At 57.8% G+C, this 20,521-nt stretch carries 17 protein-coding genes; 16 read left to right on the plus strand and 1 reads right to left on the minus strand.

The features are described 5' to 3' along the window. Positions 1 to 213 precede the first annotated feature (213 nt). On the plus strand, positions 214 to 1,098 hold the full coding sequence (rhtA, locus tag ACWKV9_RS10215) for a threonine/homoserine exporter RhtA (RefSeq protein WP_483835996.1): 885 nt from the start codon (positions 214 to 216) through the stop codon (positions 1,096 to 1,098). 178 nt (positions 1,099 to 1,276) lie between these two features. Next, on the plus strand, positions 1,277 to 1,570 hold the full coding sequence (locus tag ACWKV9_RS10220) for a hypothetical protein (protein WP_483835997.1): 294 nt from the start codon (positions 1,277 to 1,279) through the stop codon (positions 1,568 to 1,570). A gap of 105 nt (positions 1,571 to 1,675) precedes the next feature. On the opposite strand, the gene ACWKV9_RS10225 is transcribed toward ACWKV9_RS10220, so the two are convergent. Then, the gene (locus tag ACWKV9_RS10225) at positions 1,676 to 3,484 is read right to left on the minus strand and encodes a M24 family metallopeptidase (protein ID WP_483835998.1); all 1,809 of its coding nucleotides are present in this window, start codon (positions 3,482 to 3,484) and stop codon (positions 1,676 to 1,678) included. 981 nt (positions 3,485 to 4,465) lie between these two features. On the opposite strand from ACWKV9_RS10225, the gene ACWKV9_RS10230 reads away from it, so the two are divergent. The 14 genes from ACWKV9_RS10230 (at position 4,466) to ACWKV9_RS10295 (ending at position 20,513) form a co-directional block, all read left to right on the plus strand. After that, positions 4,466 to 5,257 (plus strand): hypothetical protein, encoded by a 792-nt coding sequence (locus ACWKV9_RS10230; protein ID WP_483835999.1) that lies wholly within the window; start codon positions 4,466 to 4,468, stop codon positions 5,255 to 5,257. Positions 5,258 to 5,314: 57 nt separating this feature from the next. Continuing rightward, a complete protein-coding gene (locus ACWKV9_RS10235) occupies positions 5,315 to 6,436 on the plus strand; it encodes a DegT/DnrJ/EryC1/StrS family aminotransferase (protein WP_483836000.1) in 1,122 nt (373 codons plus the stop codon). Positions 6,437 to 6,440: 4 nt separating this feature from the next. After that, entirely contained in the window at positions 6,441 to 7,955 is a 1,515-nt protein-coding gene (locus ACWKV9_RS10240; RefSeq protein WP_483836001.1) for a lipopolysaccharide biosynthesis protein, read from the plus strand. 3 nt (positions 7,956 to 7,958) lie between these two features. Continuing rightward, positions 7,959 to 8,888, plus strand: a complete 930-nt coding sequence (locus ACWKV9_RS10245; protein WP_483836002.1) for a glycosyltransferase family 2 protein — start codon at positions 7,959 to 7,961, stop codon at positions 8,886 to 8,888. Next, positions 8,878 to 9,330 (plus strand): low molecular weight protein-tyrosine-phosphatase, encoded by a 453-nt coding sequence (locus ACWKV9_RS10250; protein ID WP_483836003.1) that lies wholly within the window; start codon positions 8,878 to 8,880, stop codon positions 9,328 to 9,330. The genes ACWKV9_RS10245 and ACWKV9_RS10250 overlap by 11 nt, the downstream gene beginning before the upstream one ends. Continuing rightward, positions 9,331 to 11,547, plus strand: coding sequence for a polysaccharide biosynthesis tyrosine autokinase (locus tag ACWKV9_RS10255; RefSeq protein WP_483836004.1), 2,217 nt, complete (start codon positions 9,331 to 9,333; stop codon positions 11,545 to 11,547). A gap of 42 nt (positions 11,548 to 11,589) precedes the next feature. Further along, a complete protein-coding gene (locus ACWKV9_RS10260; RefSeq protein ID WP_483836005.1) occupies positions 11,590 to 12,390 on the plus strand; it encodes a WbqC family protein in 801 nt (266 codons plus the stop codon). Positions 12,391 to 12,395: 5 nt separating this feature from the next. Beyond that, complete coding sequence (gene rfaH / locus ACWKV9_RS10265; RefSeq protein ID WP_483836006.1) at positions 12,396 to 12,908, plus strand: transcription/translation regulatory transformer protein RfaH; 513 nt, start codon at positions 12,396 to 12,398, stop codon at positions 12,906 to 12,908. 280 nt (positions 12,909 to 13,188) lie between these two features. After that, on the plus strand, positions 13,189 to 14,190 hold the full coding sequence (locus tag ACWKV9_RS10270; protein ID WP_483836007.1) for a glycosyltransferase: 1,002 nt from the start codon (positions 13,189 to 13,191) through the stop codon (positions 14,188 to 14,190). Further along, positions 14,187 to 15,440 carry a glycosyltransferase family 4 protein gene (locus tag ACWKV9_RS10275; protein ID WP_483836008.1) on the plus strand — a complete coding sequence of 418 codons (1,254 nt, stop codon included), beginning with the start codon at positions 14,187 to 14,189 and terminating at the stop codon, positions 15,438 to 15,440. Before ACWKV9_RS10270 ends, ACWKV9_RS10275 begins: the two co-directional genes overlap by 4 nt. A 126-nt stretch (positions 15,441 to 15,566) precedes the next feature. After that, positions 15,567 to 16,883 (plus strand): hypothetical protein, encoded by a 1,317-nt coding sequence (locus ACWKV9_RS10280; RefSeq protein ID WP_483836009.1) that lies wholly within the window; start codon positions 15,567 to 15,569, stop codon positions 16,881 to 16,883. Between the two features lie 140 nt (positions 16,884 to 17,023). After that, positions 17,024 to 18,151 carry a glycosyltransferase family 4 protein gene (locus tag ACWKV9_RS10285; RefSeq protein WP_483836010.1) on the plus strand — a complete coding sequence of 376 codons (1,128 nt, stop codon included), beginning with the start codon at positions 17,024 to 17,026 and terminating at the stop codon, positions 18,149 to 18,151. Positions 18,152 to 18,160: 9 nt separating this feature from the next. Further along, positions 18,161 to 19,201, plus strand: a complete 1,041-nt coding sequence (locus ACWKV9_RS10290; protein WP_483836011.1) for an acyltransferase family protein — start codon at positions 18,161 to 18,163, stop codon at positions 19,199 to 19,201. A gap of 94 nt (positions 19,202 to 19,295) precedes the next feature. After that, positions 19,296 to 20,513: a glycosyltransferase family 4 protein gene (locus ACWKV9_RS10295; RefSeq protein ID WP_483836012.1), complete on the plus strand. Its 1,218-nt coding sequence runs from the start codon at positions 19,296 to 19,298 to the stop codon at positions 20,511 to 20,513. The last annotated feature ends 8 nt before the right edge of the window (positions 20,514 to 20,521 follow it).

Raw genomic sequence — 20,521 nt, forward strand, 5'->3', positions numbered from 1 at the left:
TTCGTCCAACTACTTGATTAACAAGAAGTTTTCCGTTTCGTCTGCGCCGGAAGTGGGGCGAATTATAGACAGATCCTCAGGGGCGTCAATAGTTAATTCAAAAATCATCTGAACTTAATCCGATCGATACCAACTGAGCATTATATTGCCCACATCACAATACTTAAGGATGATAGCCGCCTCTCTAATTTTTGCTCTGGTCTCGACAGCACAATGAATTCGCCCACCGGTCGCCCTTCTTCACTACTACTGCCCATAGGGCTGCTATTGATTGCGATGGTATCCATCCAGTCAGGAGCGTCGCTAGCGAAGACTCTATTCCCCGTTATTGGCGCACCAGGCACCACTGCCCTGAGACTGGCGCTCGCCAGCGTGCTTATGCTGGTGTTCTTGCGCCCATGGCGCGCGCCGTTCTCTGCCAGCTCGCTGCGAATCATCATTCTTTATGGCGTTGCATTAGGCGCCATGAATCTCCTCTTCTATATAGCTATAAGTCGAATCCCCCTGGGAATCGCGGTTGCGCTGGAATTCACCGGGCCGCTGGCGGTCGCGATGTACCACTCACGCAGGCTTGTCGACTATATATGGATAGCCATGGCTGTCATTGGCTTGGGGCTGTTGATCCCGATGGGCCAGACCGAAAGGCTCGACATGGCCGGTGTCGCCTATGCCCTCGGCGCAGGCGTTTGCTGGGGCGCCTATATAGTGTTCGGTCAGAGGGCAGGCTCTGAACATGGCGTTCAGATCTCGGCCTGGGGTGTTCTCATTGCGGCAATCTGCGTCGCACCCATCGGTATTGCCGATGCCGGGACTGCCTTGTTCTCTCCAGCGCTGATACCCGCAGCCATCGGTCTTGCGATCCTCTCTACTGCCCTACCCCTGAGCCTGGAAATGATCGCGATGACCAAAATCCCCGCGCGCACCTTCGGCACACTCATGAGCATGGAGCCTGCCATCGGCGCGCTTTCGGGTTTAATCTTTCTTCAGGAGCATCTTTCGCTGACTCAGTGGCTTGCAATCCTCGCGATCATCGTTGCCTCTGCGGGCTCTACGCTGACATCACGCTCACCACAACCGGTCCTGGTCTGCGCTGACTGATTGCGAAATGGTATTCGTTACACGATGTCACTGGCATTTATAGCGCTGTTAGGCCATGTTTACGCCCGACGACCTACCACTGTGAGCATCTCGCAAAACGCACAGTTGTTGGCTTAGGCATGACACGCGAATTCAAGCTAGTTGCTGGCTGGCAGACGTCGGCCAGGTAAGGGACAGGATGAAATACATATTAATAATGCTGGCGGTGGTGACTGTGGCTGGATGCGCCGCCACTTCCAAGCCAGTGAAACAAGGCAAGCGCGGTATCCACATTAACTGTTCCGGCCTTTCGTCTTCCTGGGACCGATGCTACGAACTGGCAACCAGTTCCTGCGCGTCAAAAACCTATCGGGTCATCGCCAAATCCGGCGATGCGTCAGAAGATCCAGGCGATTACCCATTTGGTTTGAATCCTGCTGGCTACACCAGTCGTAGCATGATCATTATCTGCAAGAAACCACTCTCGCCTTAGGGGCGCTCTTCAGCATCCCCTCGCCAGCGCTGTCGCATCCAATGATGCAAAAAAAGGGCACGGCTGTAAGACCGTGCCCTTTCGTACAGCTATTAAACCCGTGCCTTAAATAGCTGCAGTTCGGGTATTCAACCAATCAAGCGCCGATCCCTGAAGCAAAGGACTCAGCCGTGCCCTGACTTCGCCATGGTAGTCATTCAGCCAGTTGCGCTCTTCCTGCGTCAGCAGGCCTGTCTCCAGGCAGCGCGTGTCGATCGGGCAAAGCGTCAGCGTTTCAAACGAGAGGAAATCGCCGAACTCGGTCTTACCGGCTTCGCGATTGATCACCAGATTTTCTATCCGCACGCCCCACTGTCCCGGGCGATAGGTGCCGGGCTCGATAGAAGTGATCATCCCGGGCTGCATGGCCGTCTGTGGAGTGGCGGGCGCCTGATAGGCGATCACTTGGGGGCCCTCGTGCACGTTCAGGAAATAACCCACGCCGTGTCCGGTGCCATGACCGTAATTGACGCCATCTGCCCAGATCGGCGCACGAGCAATCGAATCCAGCAACGGGGAAAGAATCCCCCTGGGGAAATGCGCTCTGGACAGGGCAATAACCCCTCTAAGCACGCGTGTGCAATCAAGCTTTTGCTCGGCGCTTGGCTGACCAATCGGCACCATGCGCGTGATATCAGTCGTACCCCCCAGATATTGACCTCCCGAATCGATCAGCAATAGCCCGTCGCCTTCGATCTGCGCGTGCTCTTGCTCAGTGGCTCGATAATGCGGCATGGCGCCATTGCCGTTGAATCCGGCGATTGTGGCAAAGCTTGGTGAGATGTAGCCCGGACGCCGTTCCCGCGCCGCGCCGAGCTTCTCATCGATGGTCAACTCGCTGACCGGCTCTTTGCCCAAGGCCGAGTCCAGCCAGGCGAAGAACTCGCACAGTGCAGCGCCGTCCTGCTCCATCGCTCGGCGGATATGCGTCACATCCCCTTCGGTCTTGCGGGATTTGAACAGCGTCGTCGGGTTCAAACCTTCAACCAGCGTCACTTCACTGTCGAGATAGTCGAGCAGACCGCAAGTGACACGCGCCGGATCTACCAGCAATCGAGCCTGGGTCGGCACCTCCCGCAACGCGGCGCCTATGTGGGTGTACTCGCGCAAAGTGATGCCTTCGCTTTCGAGCGTCTGGCGTAATGCGGCATCTACCTTGTCGGACGCCACGAACAGGCTGACGCTGTCCGGACCAATCAGCGCGAAGGAAATGAATACCGGGTTGTAGGACACATCGGCACCGCGCAGGTTGAACAACCAGGCGATGTCATCCAGCGTCGCGATGAAATGCCAATCGGCGCCTTGCTCGATGATCTTGCTGCGTAGCTGTTTCAGTTTCTCGGCACGCTGCACAGTGGCTTGGGGCGCAGTGTGCTCATATATAGCTTGAGCCGGTAATTGCGGACGGTCATGCCAGATTTCAGTGAGCGGGTCGAGATCGGTGCGAAGACGCGCGCCCTTCGCGTATAGATTGCTGGCCAGCGTGCGCGAAGACGCCACTGCCATGACCGCACCATCGACGGCAACGACCGAGTCAGCCGTTGCCTGGTCAGCCAGCCAGTCGAGCGGGCCTGGCTGACCGGCCTGTAATTTGACCACCTCAATACCGCTGCCCGCCAGCTCCTTGGTCGCTTGCTCCCAATAACGGCTGTCTGCCCACACGCCAGCAAAGGTCGGGGTCACGATCAGCGTGCCGACCGAGCCGTGAAAACCCGACAACCATTGCCGTCCCTGCCAATACCCCGGCAGGTATTCGGAAAGATGGGGATCGGCGGATGGCACCAGCCAGGCATCTATACCTTCGCGACTCATCAGGGCGCGCGCCTGCGCCAAACGTTCAGCTACCACTCCATTGGTTTTGATCTGCGTATTCATCGAATCTCCTGCCCGAAAATTTGCGTAGCACAGGTCAGATAATGGAGCAGCGCCCACGGCTGAGCAACCGCGCGACACGCTATAGCACGCAGTAGACGCCTCGCCGCAAGCAGTTGCTTTTCAAACAACGGCTGCATGCACCCATGCACACATGTTGAACACATTAATTGCAGCACACTCATTCAAGTGTGTTGTATTCGGATGGATACCAAAAGTTGAAAACAGCTGGCGATGAGAATTTGTGCGTGGCCACACACTTCAATTGACACTTTTTTAAAGCCTCCATACATAACTTCGAATAAATTCAATTTAATTGTTCACAGATTCAAGTTCAAATAATGAGCGCCATAAAACCGATACTGACTGCAGGCGTCCAACTTCTGACGTTGGAAAATCGTCTTTTGCCCCTGATTCCCCGCCCGCTGCGCCGCCCTTGGCTGCGGCTGAAAAGCGTCACCGCACCGCTACGGTGCAACGATGGTTTTTTGACTCGCTTTAAAATCAATAACTTAGAGAATTACTAAACCCGTTTATCAAAAACTTAACAGAATGTTGGCGAAATAATTTGACAGGATGAGCGCCGCCGTCGATATATATGCATGTCAAATGTTTTCCAGAAATGCAGCAGTGCCAAAGAGCGCTACGCGGAACTCATACGACTCTTACCTTTCCCGTTCTGCCAACGAAGTTAGTTACTCCACGACGCGTCTTTTGCGTTGGTGGGAACGTGTTGGAAAAAAGAAATTTTCAAAATTACTGAGTGTGCTCGGTGTGGCGGTAGCTTTGCCCGATAAATGTTGAAAGCAGTTAGACACGCTCGACAAATCAAACACTTGGCAACCTGCGCTTCATTCGCAAATGACCCACTGGATCTGCAGATTCGGGCGGTAGCGTGCCTGATTGCACATAAGGCAATGCCGAAATGCCTTGCACCGACATCCGGACATGGGCTTGCCCACATACCTTCGAGAGCTCACTGCAATGCCACTATCTTTCGACACGGATGAGCAGCAGGTTCAACGCCTTGCTGACGAAATCGATACCCAGGGTTTTGCAAAATTAGGCGCTGCCGTTACCGATGAGGACCTTGAGCAACTGCGGGCCTGGACTGATGCCCAGGCGCAGCAGCATCAAGGCGAATACTTCGCGTATCACGGCGAGCAGATGCTTGCCGGCAGCCTGCTCGCCGGGTTCTGGGCTGACCCCAGACTCAAGCATCTATTGGCGGGTCTGTATCGCCGGGCAGCCAACCACGATGCGGCCAGCGAGCGGATCTTTCCAGTGCTGCGCTGCGTACAAGGCACCCACGGTCAACGCGAATCCAACTGCTTTCATTACGACGCCAGCCTGGTGACTGCGCTGATACCGGTGTTCATTCCCACCGAAGGCGCGCAGCAAGGCGATTTGATGCTGTTCCCCAACCTTCGCGGGGTGCGCTCATGGGTCTTGTTCAACGTGCTGGAAAAGGCGCTTCTGCAAAACCGGTTTACCCGCTCGCTGATTTGCAAAGGCATGCAGCGCGGCTGGCTAAAGCCGTATGTGCTGAAGCTTGAGCCGGGCAACATTTATTTCTTCTGGGGTTACCGGACCCTGCATGCCAATCAGGCGTGCAGCCCCGACGTGAAGCGCGCCACCGCGCTGTTTCATTTCGGCGATCCGCACACCGGAAGCCTGGCAACGCGCTGGATCCTCAAGTTCAACCAGGGTCGCGCTCGACGCATCAGCAACAAGACCGGCAACCAGCCCCCGGCTTCGACCCAAGGCCAAGGTTAAGCCCCCGCAGAATTTTCGCTACCTGCCTTACGCACTTCGTCCGACATGGAGGCTTTGATGATTAACGTAACCAAGACCTATCTAGGCGACATCGACAAGTTCAAAACCTACGTGGAAGGCATTTATTCCCGTGGTTGGCTGACCAATCACGGTCCGCTGGTGTGTGAACTTGAAGCTCGGCTTCGCGAGTACCTGGGTGTCAAACACGTCATTCTCACCAACAACGGCACCCTCGCCCTGCAAGTGGCTTATCGGGCACTGGGCCTGAGCGGCAGCGCGGTCACCACGCCATTCAGCTTTGTCGCCACCAGCAGCTCATTGCAGTGGGAAGGCATTCGCCCGATCTTTGCCGACATCGATGCGCACACCTGGAACATCTCCCCGGACCACATCGAGAGTCGCATCGTTTCAGACACCACGGCCATCGTCGGCACCCACGTATTCGGCAACCCCTGCGCGGTTGAACGCATAGAGGCCATCGCCAAGAAGCACAATCTGAAGGTGGTTTACGACGGCGCCCACGCGTTTGCCGTGCGCCATGCTGGCCAGTCGGTCCTCAACTGGGGCGACATCAGCACCTTGAGCTTCCACGCCACCAAGCTGTTTCACACAATCGAGGGTGGCGCGATCATCACCAACGACGATGAAACCGCACGCCGGGTTCACTTGCTGTGCAACTTCGGCATCGCCGACGTCGACAAGATCGAAGGCATCGGCATCAACGCCAAGCTCAACGAATTTTCGGCAGCGATGGGTCTGTGCATCCTCGACGACATCGAGAACATTCTTCAGGAGCGTGCTGAAATTGCCGAGCGCTACGTCAGCCGACTCAGCGACTACGTTGACCTGCAACAGCCCGAAGCCGACAGCCAACTCAATAACAGCTATTTCCCGATCGGTCTGGCCGATGAGCAGCAACTGCTGCGGGTACGCACCGCGCTGAACACCAACGGCATCAACCCGCGTCGCTACTTCTATCCATCGCTGGATACGCTGGAATATCTGCAACCCCAGGCGGCGCAAACTGCATCGCGCGCGCTCAGCGAACGTGTGCTGTGCCTGCCGATTTACCCAGGGTTGAAGATCGAAGATCAGGAACGCGTGATCAACACGATCATCGCCGAATGCAGCCTGGGCCGTGCGCAGTACCAGGTGCCCACACTCGCTCAGGTTATCTGACCCCATGCAAACCAGGCGCTCAGTCATACGCAACACTGCGTTGAGCTATGCAGGACAGGCCTACGCCTTACTCGTGGGAATCCTGATCATGCCGTTCTATCTCGGCCATCTGGGCGCCGAGGCCTACGGTCTGATCGGATTTTTCTCGGTCATGCAGGCCTGGCTGCAATTGCTCGATGCGGGTTTGTCGCCCAGCCTGGTTCGTGCCGTGGCTCACCAACAAGGCACGTTGGCTGCCGAACGCAGCACCGGGCGGCTGTTGCGCTCGTTCGAAATGATTTTCCTGCCGCTGGCTGCACTGTGTTGCCTGGCGATGTACCTGGGCAGCGAGTGGATCGCGGTTCACTGGCTCAACGCCAAACAGCTAAGCGCGCAGACGCTGATCGACTGCATCTGCCTGATGGGCATCATCATCGCGCTGCGCTTGTATGCGACGCTCTATAAAAGCGGGATTCAAGGCCTTGAGCAACACGCCTGGCTCAACGCCGCCAACGTCATCATCGCCACCTTGCGCTACTTCGGCGGGCTGCTGCTGGTGAGCGTGTACTCCCAGGACCCGATCGATTTTTTCATTTTCCAGGCTGTGGTGGGGGTGATCGAAACCTTGATCTTCGCCGCCAGGGCCTACCAGCAGATGCCGACGCCAAACTGGTACACCGGTTTCGACTGGGCGCTGGTGAAACCGATTTTGCCTTTCGCAGCCAATATGTCGGGCGCTGCGATCCTGTGGATTCTGCTGACCCAGATCGACAAAGTGCTGCTCTCTGAACTGTTGCCACTGCACGAGTATGGCTACTTCTCACTGGTCGCGCTGATTACCACCGGCATCATGATGCTCAGCAATCCGGTGGCGCAGACGCTGCTACCGCGGTTGACGGTCTTGATGGCCGAAGGTCGCCGCGACGACATGCACGCACTGTTTCTGGCCGCACACCGCTTCATCTGCACGTTCATGTTTCCACTGGCGGCGCTGATCGCACTGCACGCTGATTCGATGGTGTACGCCTGGTCGGGCGATCAGGCCGCAGCGCAATGGTGCCGCTCGATCCTGCCGTGGTATTCGCTGGGCAGCGCGATCATGGCCGCCAGCGCGTTCCAGTTCTACTTGCAGTACGCCTACGGCGAGATGCGCTTGCACATGTGGTACAGCGTGGTTTCCGCACTGATCACGGTGCCGGTGATGTTCGTGTCGATCCATTACTACGGCGCGATGGGTGCGGCGATTGCCTGGTTTGTCCTGCGCATCGTCTCCTTCGCCATCTGGCCGGCAATTATCCATAACAAGCTGGCGCCCGGGGTTCACGGGGAATGGCTGCGCGATGTCATCCGCATCAGTGTGATGACCGGCGTCGGGCTTGCGATCAGCGAACCGATCTTCCGCATGATCGCAGGAGAAGACCGCTTCAGCACCTTCGCCGGGCTTGCAGTCAGCGGCCTGATCACCCTGATCGTGGTCGCCGCCAGCTACAAACCACTGGTTACGAAGATTTCCATTCTGTTCAGCAAATTGAGTACTTGAGCCATGGATGCCACTGACACAAAGACGAGCACCGAGCAGCCTGCCGCTCCCCTGCTGAGCATCGTCTGCCCGGCTTACAATCAGGAAGCCTACATCGCGCAGACGCTGGACGCCTTTCTGGCCCAGCAGACGACGTTTGCATTCGAGATCCTGATCAACGACGACGCCTCCACCGACGGCACCGCGCGGATCATCGCTGACTACGCCAAACGTTTCCCGGACCTGATTCGCCCCTTCTACAGCGAAGTGAATCAGTACTCCCAAGGCAAGCCTTCGGTGCCGGGCCTGTTCGGCGTGGCTCGCGGTCGCTACATCGCCTATTGCGAAGCTGACGACTACTGGACCGATCCGCGCAAATTGCAGATACAGGTGGACTTTCTCGAAAGCCATCCCGACTACGTGCTGACCTACCACGACGCGGTGTCCTTCGATGAAAACGGTCAATACGGCGTGCAACTGCAAGGCAAGCTGCGTGGTGATGCCACGGCGCTTGAACTGCAACAGGCGCGACCGATTTCGACGCTGACGACCTGCTTTCGCAATGTCTTCGACCGGCTGCCGCCAGAGCTGCAGGCCGCGCCGCTCAATGATCTGGTGTGGTGGTCGCTGCTGGGGGCATTTGGCAAAGGCAAGTTTCTGGGTGAGATCAAACCCGCCGCTTACCGGCTCCACGCAGGCGGCGTGTTCTCAATGCGCTCCAACAAACGCAAGCTGCACATGAGTCTGCAAACGGCCGGCGCCTTGGCCAACTACTACAACCGCCTGGGCAACCAGCAATTGTACGAGTACTTCCTGGCGCAACTGGTGGGCTATTCGCTCTCGGCCATGACCCCGCAGAACAAGCTGCTCACGCTGTCGCAGGTAGCAGTCAATTTCAGTACCAACATCAGCAAACGACTGATGCCGACGCTTAGCAAAGGTCATGTTCAATAACGTTCTGGTGGTCTGCGTCGGCAACATTTGTCGCAGCCCCATGGCCGAAGCGATGCTCCTGGATCGGGTCGCAGGTTCAGGTGTGATGATTTCATCGGCTGGCACCCACGCCATGCTCAGCTCGACCATTGACCCGCTTGCCCAAGCCGTCCTGCAAGTCAACGGCGTACCCGCCCACAAACATCGTAGCCGCCAGGTCGACGTGCAGATGCTGCACCAGTCCGACCTGATCCTGCTGATGGAACACAAACAGATGCAAAGCGTGCTCAAGCTTGCCCCGGAAGTTCGAGGCAAGACGTTTTTGATTGGCAAGTGGCAGCAAGACCTGGAAATAGCCGACCCGTACCGGCGCCCGAAATTAGCCTTTGAACAGACCTACGAGCAGCTTTCGCGTTGCGTCGACGACTGGCTTCCTTATCTTCAGTCAGGAGAAACAAGATAAATGACCGTCATGAACCGTACTTCCCTGGAGGACTTTCAGGACTCCCGGATCGATTTGGCGACTATCTTGCGCACATTATTCGATCACAAAGGAATGATTGCATCGATTGTCGGCGTGTGTGCCCTCCTGGGGTTGACCTACGCAATCGTCGCAACGCCTATCTATCAGGCCAACGCGATGATTCAGATCGAGCCGAAGAAAATCGGCATCGAGGGCCGCACTGAGGTCAACAGCAAACCGCTGTCGGTGTCCCAGGCGACCACCGAAATCGAGCTGATCAAGTCCCGCGCCGTGCTGGGTAAAGTCGTCGAAGACTTGAAACTCAACATCGTGCAGACGCCCAACTACATACCGGGTATCGGCAGCTACATGGCCCGCCGGTTCAAGCCTGATCATGAAGGCGCGCTGGCCGAACCATTGTTCGGCCTCAACAGCTACGCCTGGGGTGGCGAGAAACTCGACATCTTCCAGCTAGAGGTGCCCGAAGCACTGCTAGGCGACAAGATGACCCTGGTGGCCGGCAAAGCCGGGACTTTCTCGCTGTATGACGTGGATCACAACCTGCTGCTCAAGGGTGCGACCAACCAGATGGTCGAAAGCAACGGCATCAAGATTCAGGTCGCCACGCTCAACGCGCGCCCTGATACTGAATTCACCGTGATCAAGCAACGCACTCTGACCGCAGCCCTGGACTACCAGGACCGTCTGAAGATCGCCGAAGCCGGCAAGGACTCCGGGATCGTCTACCTGACGATTCAAGACCCGGACCCGGTTCTGGCCAAGCGCATCCTCAACGAAGTCAGCCGTCTGTATGTGCGCCAGAACGTTGAACGCAGCTCGGCCGAAGCCGCTCAGCGCCTTGAGTTCCTGCGTTCGCAATTGCCTGCCGTGCGCAAGCAACTGGAGCAATCGGAAACCGCGCTGAACAACTTCCAGACCAGCGCCAAGTCGGTTGACCTGAGCATCGAGACCAAAGCGGTGCTCGATCAAGTGGTCAAACTGGACGGCACACTGTCTGAACTGAAAATGAAGCGCGTTGAAGTCGAACGCCTGTACACCCCGGAACACCCGACCTATCGCGCACTGATCACTCAGATCGGGCAGATCGAATCGCAGAAACAAGGCCTGCTGAAGAAGATCGAAGCATTGCCTGCCACGCAACAGGAACTGCTGCGCCTGACCCGTGACATGCAAGTGACGTCGCAGACCTACACGCTGCTGCTCGACAAGAGCCAGGAGCAGGACATTCTGCGCGCTGGCAGCATCGGCAACGTACGGGTCATCGACAATGCCGACGCCAACGTCGAAGATCCGGCCAAGCCGATGAAGAAAATCATCGTGCTGATCGCCACCCTCGTCGGTCTGCTGATTGCCGTTGCCACCGTGTTTGTGCGCCAGGCGTTCTACCGCGGCGTGGACAACCCGGAAGTGATCGAAAACCTCGGGATGCCGGTGTACGCGTCGTTGCCGTTCTCGCGTCAGCAGGAGCGCATGGACAAGAACACCCAGAACGGTCGCGTCACCAAGGATTCGAAATTGCTCAGCGTCAGCGCGCCAACGGAACTGGCCATCGAATCGCTGCGCAGCCTTCGCACCAGCCTGCATTTTGCGATGCTCGAAGCGCGCAACAACGTACTGATGATCTCAAGCCCGACGCCGGGTGTGGGCAAGTCGTTCGTCTCCAGCAACCTGGCAGTGATCATTGCCCAGACCGGCAAACGCGTGTTACTGATCGACGCTGACATGCGCAAGGGCTATCTGCACAAAGTGTTCAACCTGACGCCCAAGCACGGTCTGTCCGACACGCTGGCTGCACGCTTGAAGAGCAACGAGGTGATCAACCACACCGAAGTGCGCAACCTGGACTTCATCTCCTGCGGTTTCGCGGCGCCTAACCCGTCGGAGCTGTTGATGCATGACAACTTCAACAAGCTGATCAGCGATTTGTCACCGCTGTATGACCTGGTGCTGGTGGACACTCCGCCGATCCTCGCAGTCACCGACGCCGCCCTGGTGGGCAGGCAATCGGGCACTTGTCTGCTGGTGACGCGATTCGGTCTGAGCACTGCCAAGGAAATCGAGGCATGCAAACGCCGCCTGGGGCAGAACGGCATTGTCATCAAAGGTGCGATTTTTAACGGTGTACTGCGTAAGGCTTCCACCGCCGACTACGACTGCGCTGCCTACGGTTACGACTACTCGACGGTCCGCAAGTAACACGCTTGCCACCCAATAACGCAGTGACATAAGGAGATGTTAATGGCCAGGACCATTGCAGTGATGCAGCCGTACCTCTTTCCCTATCTGGGCTATTTCCAGCTCATCGCCGCAGCAGACGTCTTCGTCCTGGGAGACGATCTGCAATACATTCGTTCAGGCTGGGTCAACCGCAATCGCATCCTGCATCACCATGAAGCAAAACTGATCACCTTCCCCCTGAAGAAGGACCGCTTTCAGTTGCCGATCAACCAGCGGCAACTGTGCGACAACTTCGACGAGGAAGCAGAACGGCTGATCCGACTGATCACCTACTGCTACGTCAAGGCGCCCTATTTCGCCCAGGTGATGCCGCTGATTGAACGGTTGATCCGCTTCCCACAGATGAACATTGCGCTGTACACCGAACACGCAATCCGCGAAATGTGTGCTTACCTACACATCGTGACGCCTATCATGCGCGGTTCTGACCTGATCCTGGGCAAGCCGGCGGACAAGCAGGAACGCATCATCCGCATTGCTCATACCTTTGAGGCGACCACCTTCATCAATCCTGAAGGTGGATCGGTGCTGTATGACCGAGACCACTTTGCGCGCAACCGATTGCTGGTACGTTTCTTCCGGATGGATCCGATCGTATACCGGCAGTTCAGGCAACCTTTCGTCGCAAACCTGTCGATTATTGATGTGCTGATGTTCAATTGCGTCGAACAGGTTCAGCAATTGCTTACCTGTTACACGCTGGACAAGGATGGCCCAATGGCTGAACCCGACCTGATGGCCGGATTGGCGCGGCATCCTGACATCGCTTCTGTCTTGCCAAACCAGATTGCAGTGGAGTGAAGAATATGTCCCAAGCCAATAATCCAGCGCGTTGGTATTTGATTCAGACCAAGCCCCGCCAGGAAGCCCGCGCCGCCGAGCATTTGCAGCGTCAGCTGTTTGAATGCTACCGGCCCTTGAAAGCCGGCGAGAAAAAACGCGGGTCCCGGGCGGCAGGCGAGGAAGAGTTGTTCCCAGGTTATCTGTTCATCCGCATGGACCAGACCCATGACAACTGGTACCCGATTCGCTCCACCCGGGGCGTTGCACGCATCGTGACATTCGGTGGCATGCCGGTGCCGGTGCAGGACGCGTTGATCGACCAGATCCGCGAACGTCTGCTCACGCCGGCGCCTACGGTTCAGTTCAAGGAAGGTGAAGCGGTGCGGATAACCGCCGAAGGCTTCAACGATGTAGAAGCTATTTTCCTGACTGCCGACGGTGATGAACGCGCCGTGATCCTGCTCAACCTGTTGCAACGTGAGCAGAAAGTGACGCTTCCTGTCAGCAGTCTGGTACGCGCTGAAGTCCGGGCTTAGCCCTTCGGGCGCTCTGTAGGAGCCACCTTGTTGGCGAGACGGCTGTTGCGGTGGGTCAGCGAAGACGCCTCGCGAACAAGTTCGCTCCTACAGAGATGCCGGATTCGCGCATTCCCTGTAGGAGCGCGCTTGCCCGCGATTGCGTTGTGTCAGACAACGTAAAGCAGTCAGGTAAAACGCCTTCGGGCACCCGCGCTCCTACTTCTGAACTCAATACTTTTTCTTCCCCTTGGCCGTGCCTGCGCGCGGTTGATCGTCCCCCTTCGCCCCGGAACTCACCATGACCAACAAAACGACTTTGGTGACGCTCACCTATGGTGATCGTTTCAACTACCTGCACACGCTGGTCAGCCGTTCGCTGGAAAGCCCGTTGATCGACCGGGTGATCATTGTCAGCAACGCCTCCACTGCGCCGCTGGAAACCCTGCGCCGCAGCTGGCCCGATCAGGTCAGCGTGATTTACCTGCACGAGAACACGGGTTCCGCCCGGGGTTACTCGGTGGGCATCCAGGCAGCGCTGGACGCAGGTGCCGAGCACATCTGGCTGATGGACGACGATAACGCGCCGACCATCAATGCCATCGCTACCCTGCACAGCGTGCTCGAAGACCGCAAGATCATCGACGGCGAAGACAAGGCTGCGGTTCTGGGTTTCCGCCCTACGCACCAGGCCGACATCGCAGCAGGTGTGCCCAAGCGTTTTGCCATTCAGCGTCGCTCCAGTTTTTTCGGCTTTCACATCGCTCAATTGCCGTACAAGATCTGGCGCCGTATGCCATGGGGTGCGCCGCAACAGCCCGAGAAAAAACTGCCATTGGTGCAGTTGCCCTTCGCCACTTACGGCGGTCTGCTCGCACACCGCAATCTGTATCGCAGGATTGGTCTGCCGCTGGACGCGCTGATGCTGTACGCCGACGACAGCGAATACACCTGGCGCATCACCGCTGGCGGCGGCCGGATTTTCCTGGTCCCGGATGCGTTGCTCGATGACCTGGAAAGCTCCTGGAACATCAAGGCGCGCACCAACAACATCTACGAAAGCTTTCTGCTTGGCGGATCTGATCTGCGGGCCTATTACGGCGCACGCAACCAGGCCTGGTTCGATAAAAACATCTGGTCCAATTCCTCCATGCTGTATGGCCTCAACCGCTGGGTGTTCTTTCGCCTGCTGCGCCTGATTGCCAAGCAACGCGGCGCCGAAGAGCGTTTGAGCCTGATCGAAAAAGCCATCCGGGACGGCGAGTCCGGCGTACTGGGCCTGAATCAGTCGTATCCGCTATGAAAATTCTTTTTATCAGCAGTCTCTATTCGCCTCATATCGGCGGCGGCGCGGAAATCATTCTTCAGCGCACTGCCGAAGGCCTGCAACAGCGTGGCAGCGAAGTCAGCGTGCTGGTCACAGGCCCTGACGCGGGCCTTAGTGTCGACATGGTCAATCAGGTCAAAGTCTACCGCGCGGGGTTGCACAACTTTTTCTGGCATTTCAGTTCGCAACGGCCAGGACGGCTGGCGCGCCTGGGCTGGCATCTGCGCGATCGCTACAACGGCGCCATGCGGGCGTACGTCAAACAAGTGATCGAGCAGCAACAACCTGATGTCGTTGTCTGCCAGAACCTGGCGGGGTGGTCAGTCTCGGTGTGGGATGAAATCACCGCTGCCGGCGTGCCAATCGTTCAGGTTCTGCATGACATGTACCTGATATGCCCCAGCAGCAACATGTTCAAAAAGGGTCGCTGCTGCCAACAGCAATGCGGCACCTGTCAGCAGTTCCGCAAAGGCCATGACGTACGCTCCGCCCAGGTATCGACAGTGGTCGGGGTGAGCAACTACATGCTCGAAAAACTGCAAAAGCACGGTTACTTCAAAGGCGCCCGAGGTTACGTGGTGCACAACGCCAGCCCCTACGCAGCAGTGCGCAGTGCGCCGGCCCGGGTGCTTCAAATTGACCTGCGGATGACTAAAGCGCCGCTGCGCTTTGGCTACATGGGCACGTTGTCGGATCAGAAAGGTGTGCGCTGGTTGATCGAGCAGTTCCAGCGTCTGCCGTTCGACGCGACCCTGCAGATCGCCGGGCGCGGGCAACTCGATGATGAAGCGCGCCTCAAGGCATTGGTGACATCGCCCAACATCAGCTTTGTGGGCTACCAAAAGCCTGAAGTGTTTTACAACCAGATCGACGTCGCCGTGGTGCCGTCGATCTGGAACGAACCTTTCGGCCTGGTCGCCGTTGAAGCCTGCGCGCATTCGGTGCCAGTGGTTGCCAGTCGCATGGGCGGCCTGCCGGAGATCATTCAGGACTCGCTCAATGGTTTGCTGTGCAGCCCGGGCGACCCGGACTCCTTGGGGCACGCGATGCTCAAACTGCACCAGCAACCGGAGCTGCTCAAGCGCTTGAGCAAGCAAGCGCGAGTCAGTGTTGCGGCGCTGCTCAGTGTCGATCTGATGCTCGACAGCTACGAAAGCATCTTTGCCCAGACCGTCCTGGATAACACCGCACGCCATGACCCACGGATCGCCAGCAAGACAGTCTGATCCAGACCTTCGCATTCAGCGTCTCAATCGTTCAAAACGCTCAATTGCCGATGCCGTCATTTTTCCTACGGCCCAAGACTTACCTGAGCAAGCGCTCCGGACCGCGCCTCTTCATTGAGACACACCATGCCCAACACGCACCTGAAAACGTTACGACAACCGTTGATGGTTCTCCTCCTGGGCTTGTTTTTCAGCTATGCGGCAGTTGCCGAAGAGTCGTTCATCATTGGCGTCGACACTCACCTGATGAACAAAAACGCGACCTCGGCCAAAGCATTGCAGATGCTCGAGGCCGCAGGTGTCGATTCAATTCGCGATGACGCTTACTGGTCTACCGCCGAGCCCAGGCGGGGCTTGATGAGGATCGAACCCGCCTGGCAGGCTTATTTGAGCAAAGCGCAGGAACATCATTTGCGCCCGCTGTTAGTGCTCGGGTATGGCAGCCCGTTCTATGACAACTACGCCAAACCTCGAGTCCCTGCGGTCAGAGAGGCGTTCGGCAACTACGTCAATTTCGTCACCCGGCAACTCACCGACAGCGTGGATTTTTACGAAGTCTGGAACGAGTGGGACAAGGAAAATCCGGTGGACCCCGCATTCGCTCGGGACTACGGCCTGCTTGTCGAAGAAAGTGCCCGAAGAATCCGCAGCAACGAACGGCCGATGATGATTCTGGCAGGCGCGGTCACCAGCCAAGGCATGGACCTTGGGTTTGCCGACCGGCTGGTGGAATCCGGAATTCTCAACCATGTCGATGGGCTGTCGCTGCACCCGTATGTGCATTGCCGTTTTGAGGAAGGTCACACCCCGGAGCGATGGATTGCATGGCTGCGCTGGGTGGATGCAGACCTGCGAACCATCGCCGCCCGCCCCGTGCCGCTGTACCTGACCGAGATGGGTTGGCCAAGCAACGACGGCAAGTGCGGGGTAAGTGAGCAAATGCAATCGGCGTACCTGGCGCGCAGTTTTTTTCTGGCCCAGACGCTGCCGGACATCAAGGGACTGTGGTGGAACGGCCTGCTCAACGACGGTGCCGACAGCCATGATCCGGAACAGAATTTTGGTCTGCTCAATCAGGACCTCAGCGTCAAACCTGCGTACCTGACCCTGAAAGCGATCAGCCCGATACTGCACGAATTCCGCTACGACCCTGAAAAAAGCCGCGAAACCGATTCGCAATTTCTGCTGCGTTTTGCCAAGGGTTCGGAGCAAGTACTGGTGGCCTGGAGCACCGGCCTGGCGCGTCCGATCAAAGTCGATGCCAGCAGCGTGCTGCACGGCAATGTGCATTACATCGACACCGCGCATCCGCAGAACGGCCTGGTGGACAGCGGCATTGCCTGGTCCTGCAACGACGGCCGCTGCTCGGCGCAGGTGCCGATCGACGAGTTTCCGAAAATCATCAGCCTGGGTACGCGCCCTGCTCTGTTCGCCCTGCCCTGAGGCGGACCTGCAGGGGTGAACGTTTTCGCGAGGCATGCCTGACACACCGCATAAAGCTCTCGCCAACAAGTTGGCTCCTACAGGGGCGCACTTGTGCCGCTTTGCAACGACCCATCACTTTTTACAACAGGTCGACACCGATGATTGTGATCAATGCTCGCTTTCTCACCCAGGAACTGCGCGGTGTCCAGCGCTTTGCCGAACAGACTTGCCTTGCGCTCAAGCAACTGCGCGACGACGTCGTGTTCGTGGCGCCTCACGGCATCAGGATGCACGAAAGCGCAAAAGCGCTGGAGGTGCAGTGCATCGGTAGCCACGGCGGTCACTTGTGGGAACAACTGGACCTGCCGCTGTACCTGCGACGCAATGGCAATCCGCTGCTGATCTCACTGTGCAGCACCGCCCCGTTGCTGTACGGCAACCAGATCGCCACGCACCACGACATCACCTACGTGCGCCATCCGGAAAGCTACACCCGCTCGTTCCGCATGCTGTACCGGACCATGACCCCGATCATGCTCTCGCGGATCAAGACGCTGCTGACCGTGAGCAATTTTTCCAAGGGTGAGATATCCCAGTTTTATCGCTACCCGGAAAAGAAAATCCTCGTAGTGCCGAACGCTGTCAGCGGCGCTTTTCAGCCGGGGCCGCCGATCAAAGACGGCGCCGATTACCTGCTGGCGGTGTCGTCGCCCAGCGCTCACAAGAATTTCAACCGGATGATTCAGGCGTTCCTGATGCTGCGCAACCACGACGATCTGCAACTGCACATCGTCGGCGCCGCCAGCGAGATCTTCGCGGATGAAAGCCTGCAACAGCTGGCGGCCCGCGATTCGCGAATCCGCTTTCTGGGGCGGCTCAGTGACAGCGAACTGATCGCCCAGTATCAAGGCGCCACGGCATTCGTATTCCCTTCACTGTACGAAGGTTTCGGCATCCCCCCCCTGGAAGCTCAGGCGTGTGGCTGCCCGGTCCTGGCAGCCAACGCGGCGTCGATCCCCGAAGTGCTGCAAGCCAGCGCGCTGTATTTCGATCCGCTGGACGTCAGTCACATGGCCTCGGCCATGGAACGCATTCTTGTCGACCTGCCGCTGCGTCAGTCGTTGCGCCGTCGCGGCTTGAACAACGTCAGCCGGTTTTCCTGGGAAGAGTCAGCGCGGCGTGTCTCGCAACGCATCGACACCCTGATCAACGCCTCCATGGATCGGCGCGGCTCAAACACCAGCGGCGACACCCTGCAGCGCGAATCTTCTTCGAGCAAGCTGTGAGGCATTTGCATGAAACGTCTGGCCTATCTTGATGCACTGCGCGGCATCGCCGCCTTGATGGTGGTCTTCACTCACTTGTATGCGCCGATCATCGGGCATGTATGGGTGCTCGATTACCTGATTGATCCGGGCAAGCTTGGGGTGCTGTGGTTTTTCATGATCAGCGGTGTGGTGATCCCGTTCAGCCTCAAACCGGGACCTGACGGGCCGCGGCGCTTTCTGATCTCGCGCTTCATGCGTCTGTACCCCGCGTACTGGCTGTCATTGCTGGTTTTTCTGGTGATGCTCAAGCTGACCGGCGCAGAGTTTCCAGGCTGGCCGCAAATCATTGCCAACCTGACCATGGTGCAAGCGGCCATGGGCTTTGATGACGTGATCGGGCTGTACTGGACGCTGTTCATCGAAGTGGTGTTTTACGCGCTGTGCCTGGCGTTGTTTGTCGCCGGCAAGCTCTACGACCTGACTTTTCGCAGCCGCTGTGCGCTGATATTTCTGCTGATGGCGCTGGCCATGGGCATGGTTCGCGCAGTCACCGAACGCAAGCTGCCCGTGGCCCTGCCGCTGGCGCTCTCGCTGATGTTTTTCGGCTCCGTCTGGCGCCAGTGGCTGCTGGGCGAACACAGCCGCCAGCTCACGCGAAACCTGGTGATGCTGCTGGTCGGCTTCACCGTGTTGCTGCCGCCGACGTTGATCATGGCCTACAGCAAGGACATGGGCACTGGCGAAACCTGGGGCCGTTACCTGTTCACCTACTTCGTTGCGATCAGCAGTTTCCTGCTGCTGACGCGCAGCGTGCGCCTCAATCATCCGGCGCTGGTGTGGCTGGGGGCCGTGAGTTACTCGCTGTACCTGCTGCACCCGTCAATGTTGATGCTGAGCGAGTTTTTGCTCAAACCCACCGGCGCCCCGGCGCTGATCAACGCGCTGTTTGCCACCGTACTGACGCTCGGTGTTGCCCACCTGAGCTTCCGCCTGATCGAAACACCTTTTATCCAGTTGGGTAAACGCCTCAACAATCGCAACGCCAAGACGCAGCCTCTCAGCGTCTGAAGTAGCGCCTGCGTAAACACAGGAAGTGGGACGTCCTCGAGAGCTTGCCTCGTCGTACAGGACTTTTCTTCGGCCGCTAAAGCAGAGAATTCCAATGAAAATTGCAATCGTCCATGACTGGCTGGTGACATACGCCGGTGCCGAACGGGTACTGGCTTCGCTGATCAATATCTGGCCCGAGGCGGATCTATTCTCCGTCATCGATTTCCTCAGCGACGAAGACCGCGCCCATCTAGGTGGCAAAGTCGCTAAAACAACCTTTATTCAACGCCTGCCGAAAGCCAAGACGCGCTATCAGCGTTACTTGCCGCTGATGCCGATGGCCATCGAACAACTCGATCTGTCAGGTTACGACCTGATCATCTCCAGCAGCCACGCCGTTGCCAAAGGCGTGCTGTGCGGCCCGGATCAAGTGCACATCAGCTATGTGCACTCGCCCATCCGCTACGCCTGGGACCTGCAACATCAATACCTCAACGAAGCTGGCCTCGCCGTGGGCCTCAAAAGCAAGGTCGCGCGGATGATCCTGCACTACATGCGCATGTGGGATCAGCGCACGGCGGCCGGGGTCGATGACTTCATCGCCAACTCATACTTCATCGGCGGACGGATTTCCAAAGCCTATCGCCGCGAGTCCACGGTGATTTACCCCCCCGTGAACACCAAGGGTTTCACCCTGCAGGAGCACAAACAGGAGTACTACTTCACCGCCTCGCGCATGGTGCCTTACAAGCGCATGCCAATGATCATCGAAGCCTTCGCCGCCATGCCCGACAAGCGCCTGATCGTGATCGGCGACGGTCCGGAAATGGAAAAGGCCAAAGCGATCAACGCACCCAACGTCACCCTGCTGGGCTACCAGCCGTTCCCGGTATTGCTGGAGCACATGCGCAATGCCAAAGCGTTCGTGTTTGCTGCCGAAGAAGACTTTGGCATCAGCCCGGTGGAAGCCCAGGCCTGCGGAACGCCGGTGATCGCTTTCGGCAAAGGCGGCACGCTGGAGACCGTCTGCGGCCTTGATCATCCGCAACCCACCGGGGTGTTTTACCAACACCAGACGGTGGAATCGCTGGTGGCGGCCGTGGGCGAATTCGAGAGCTCGCACTCAAGGATCAGCGCCCAGGCATGCCGCACCAATGCCGAGCGGTTTTCCGAAGAACGTTTTGAAAACGAGATGCGCCAGTTCGTGGAGGTTCGGTTGAGCATGGCGCGCCAGGCGCGCACACCTGCGCAATATCGGCCCCCACAAGCGGCGCCTGTATTGGTCAGTAACGAACTGTCTGGCCGGGTCGTCCCGATCAAATCTGTCTGAGCGAGCAT

It is taken from the genome of Pseudomonas corni (assembly GCF_057128765.1).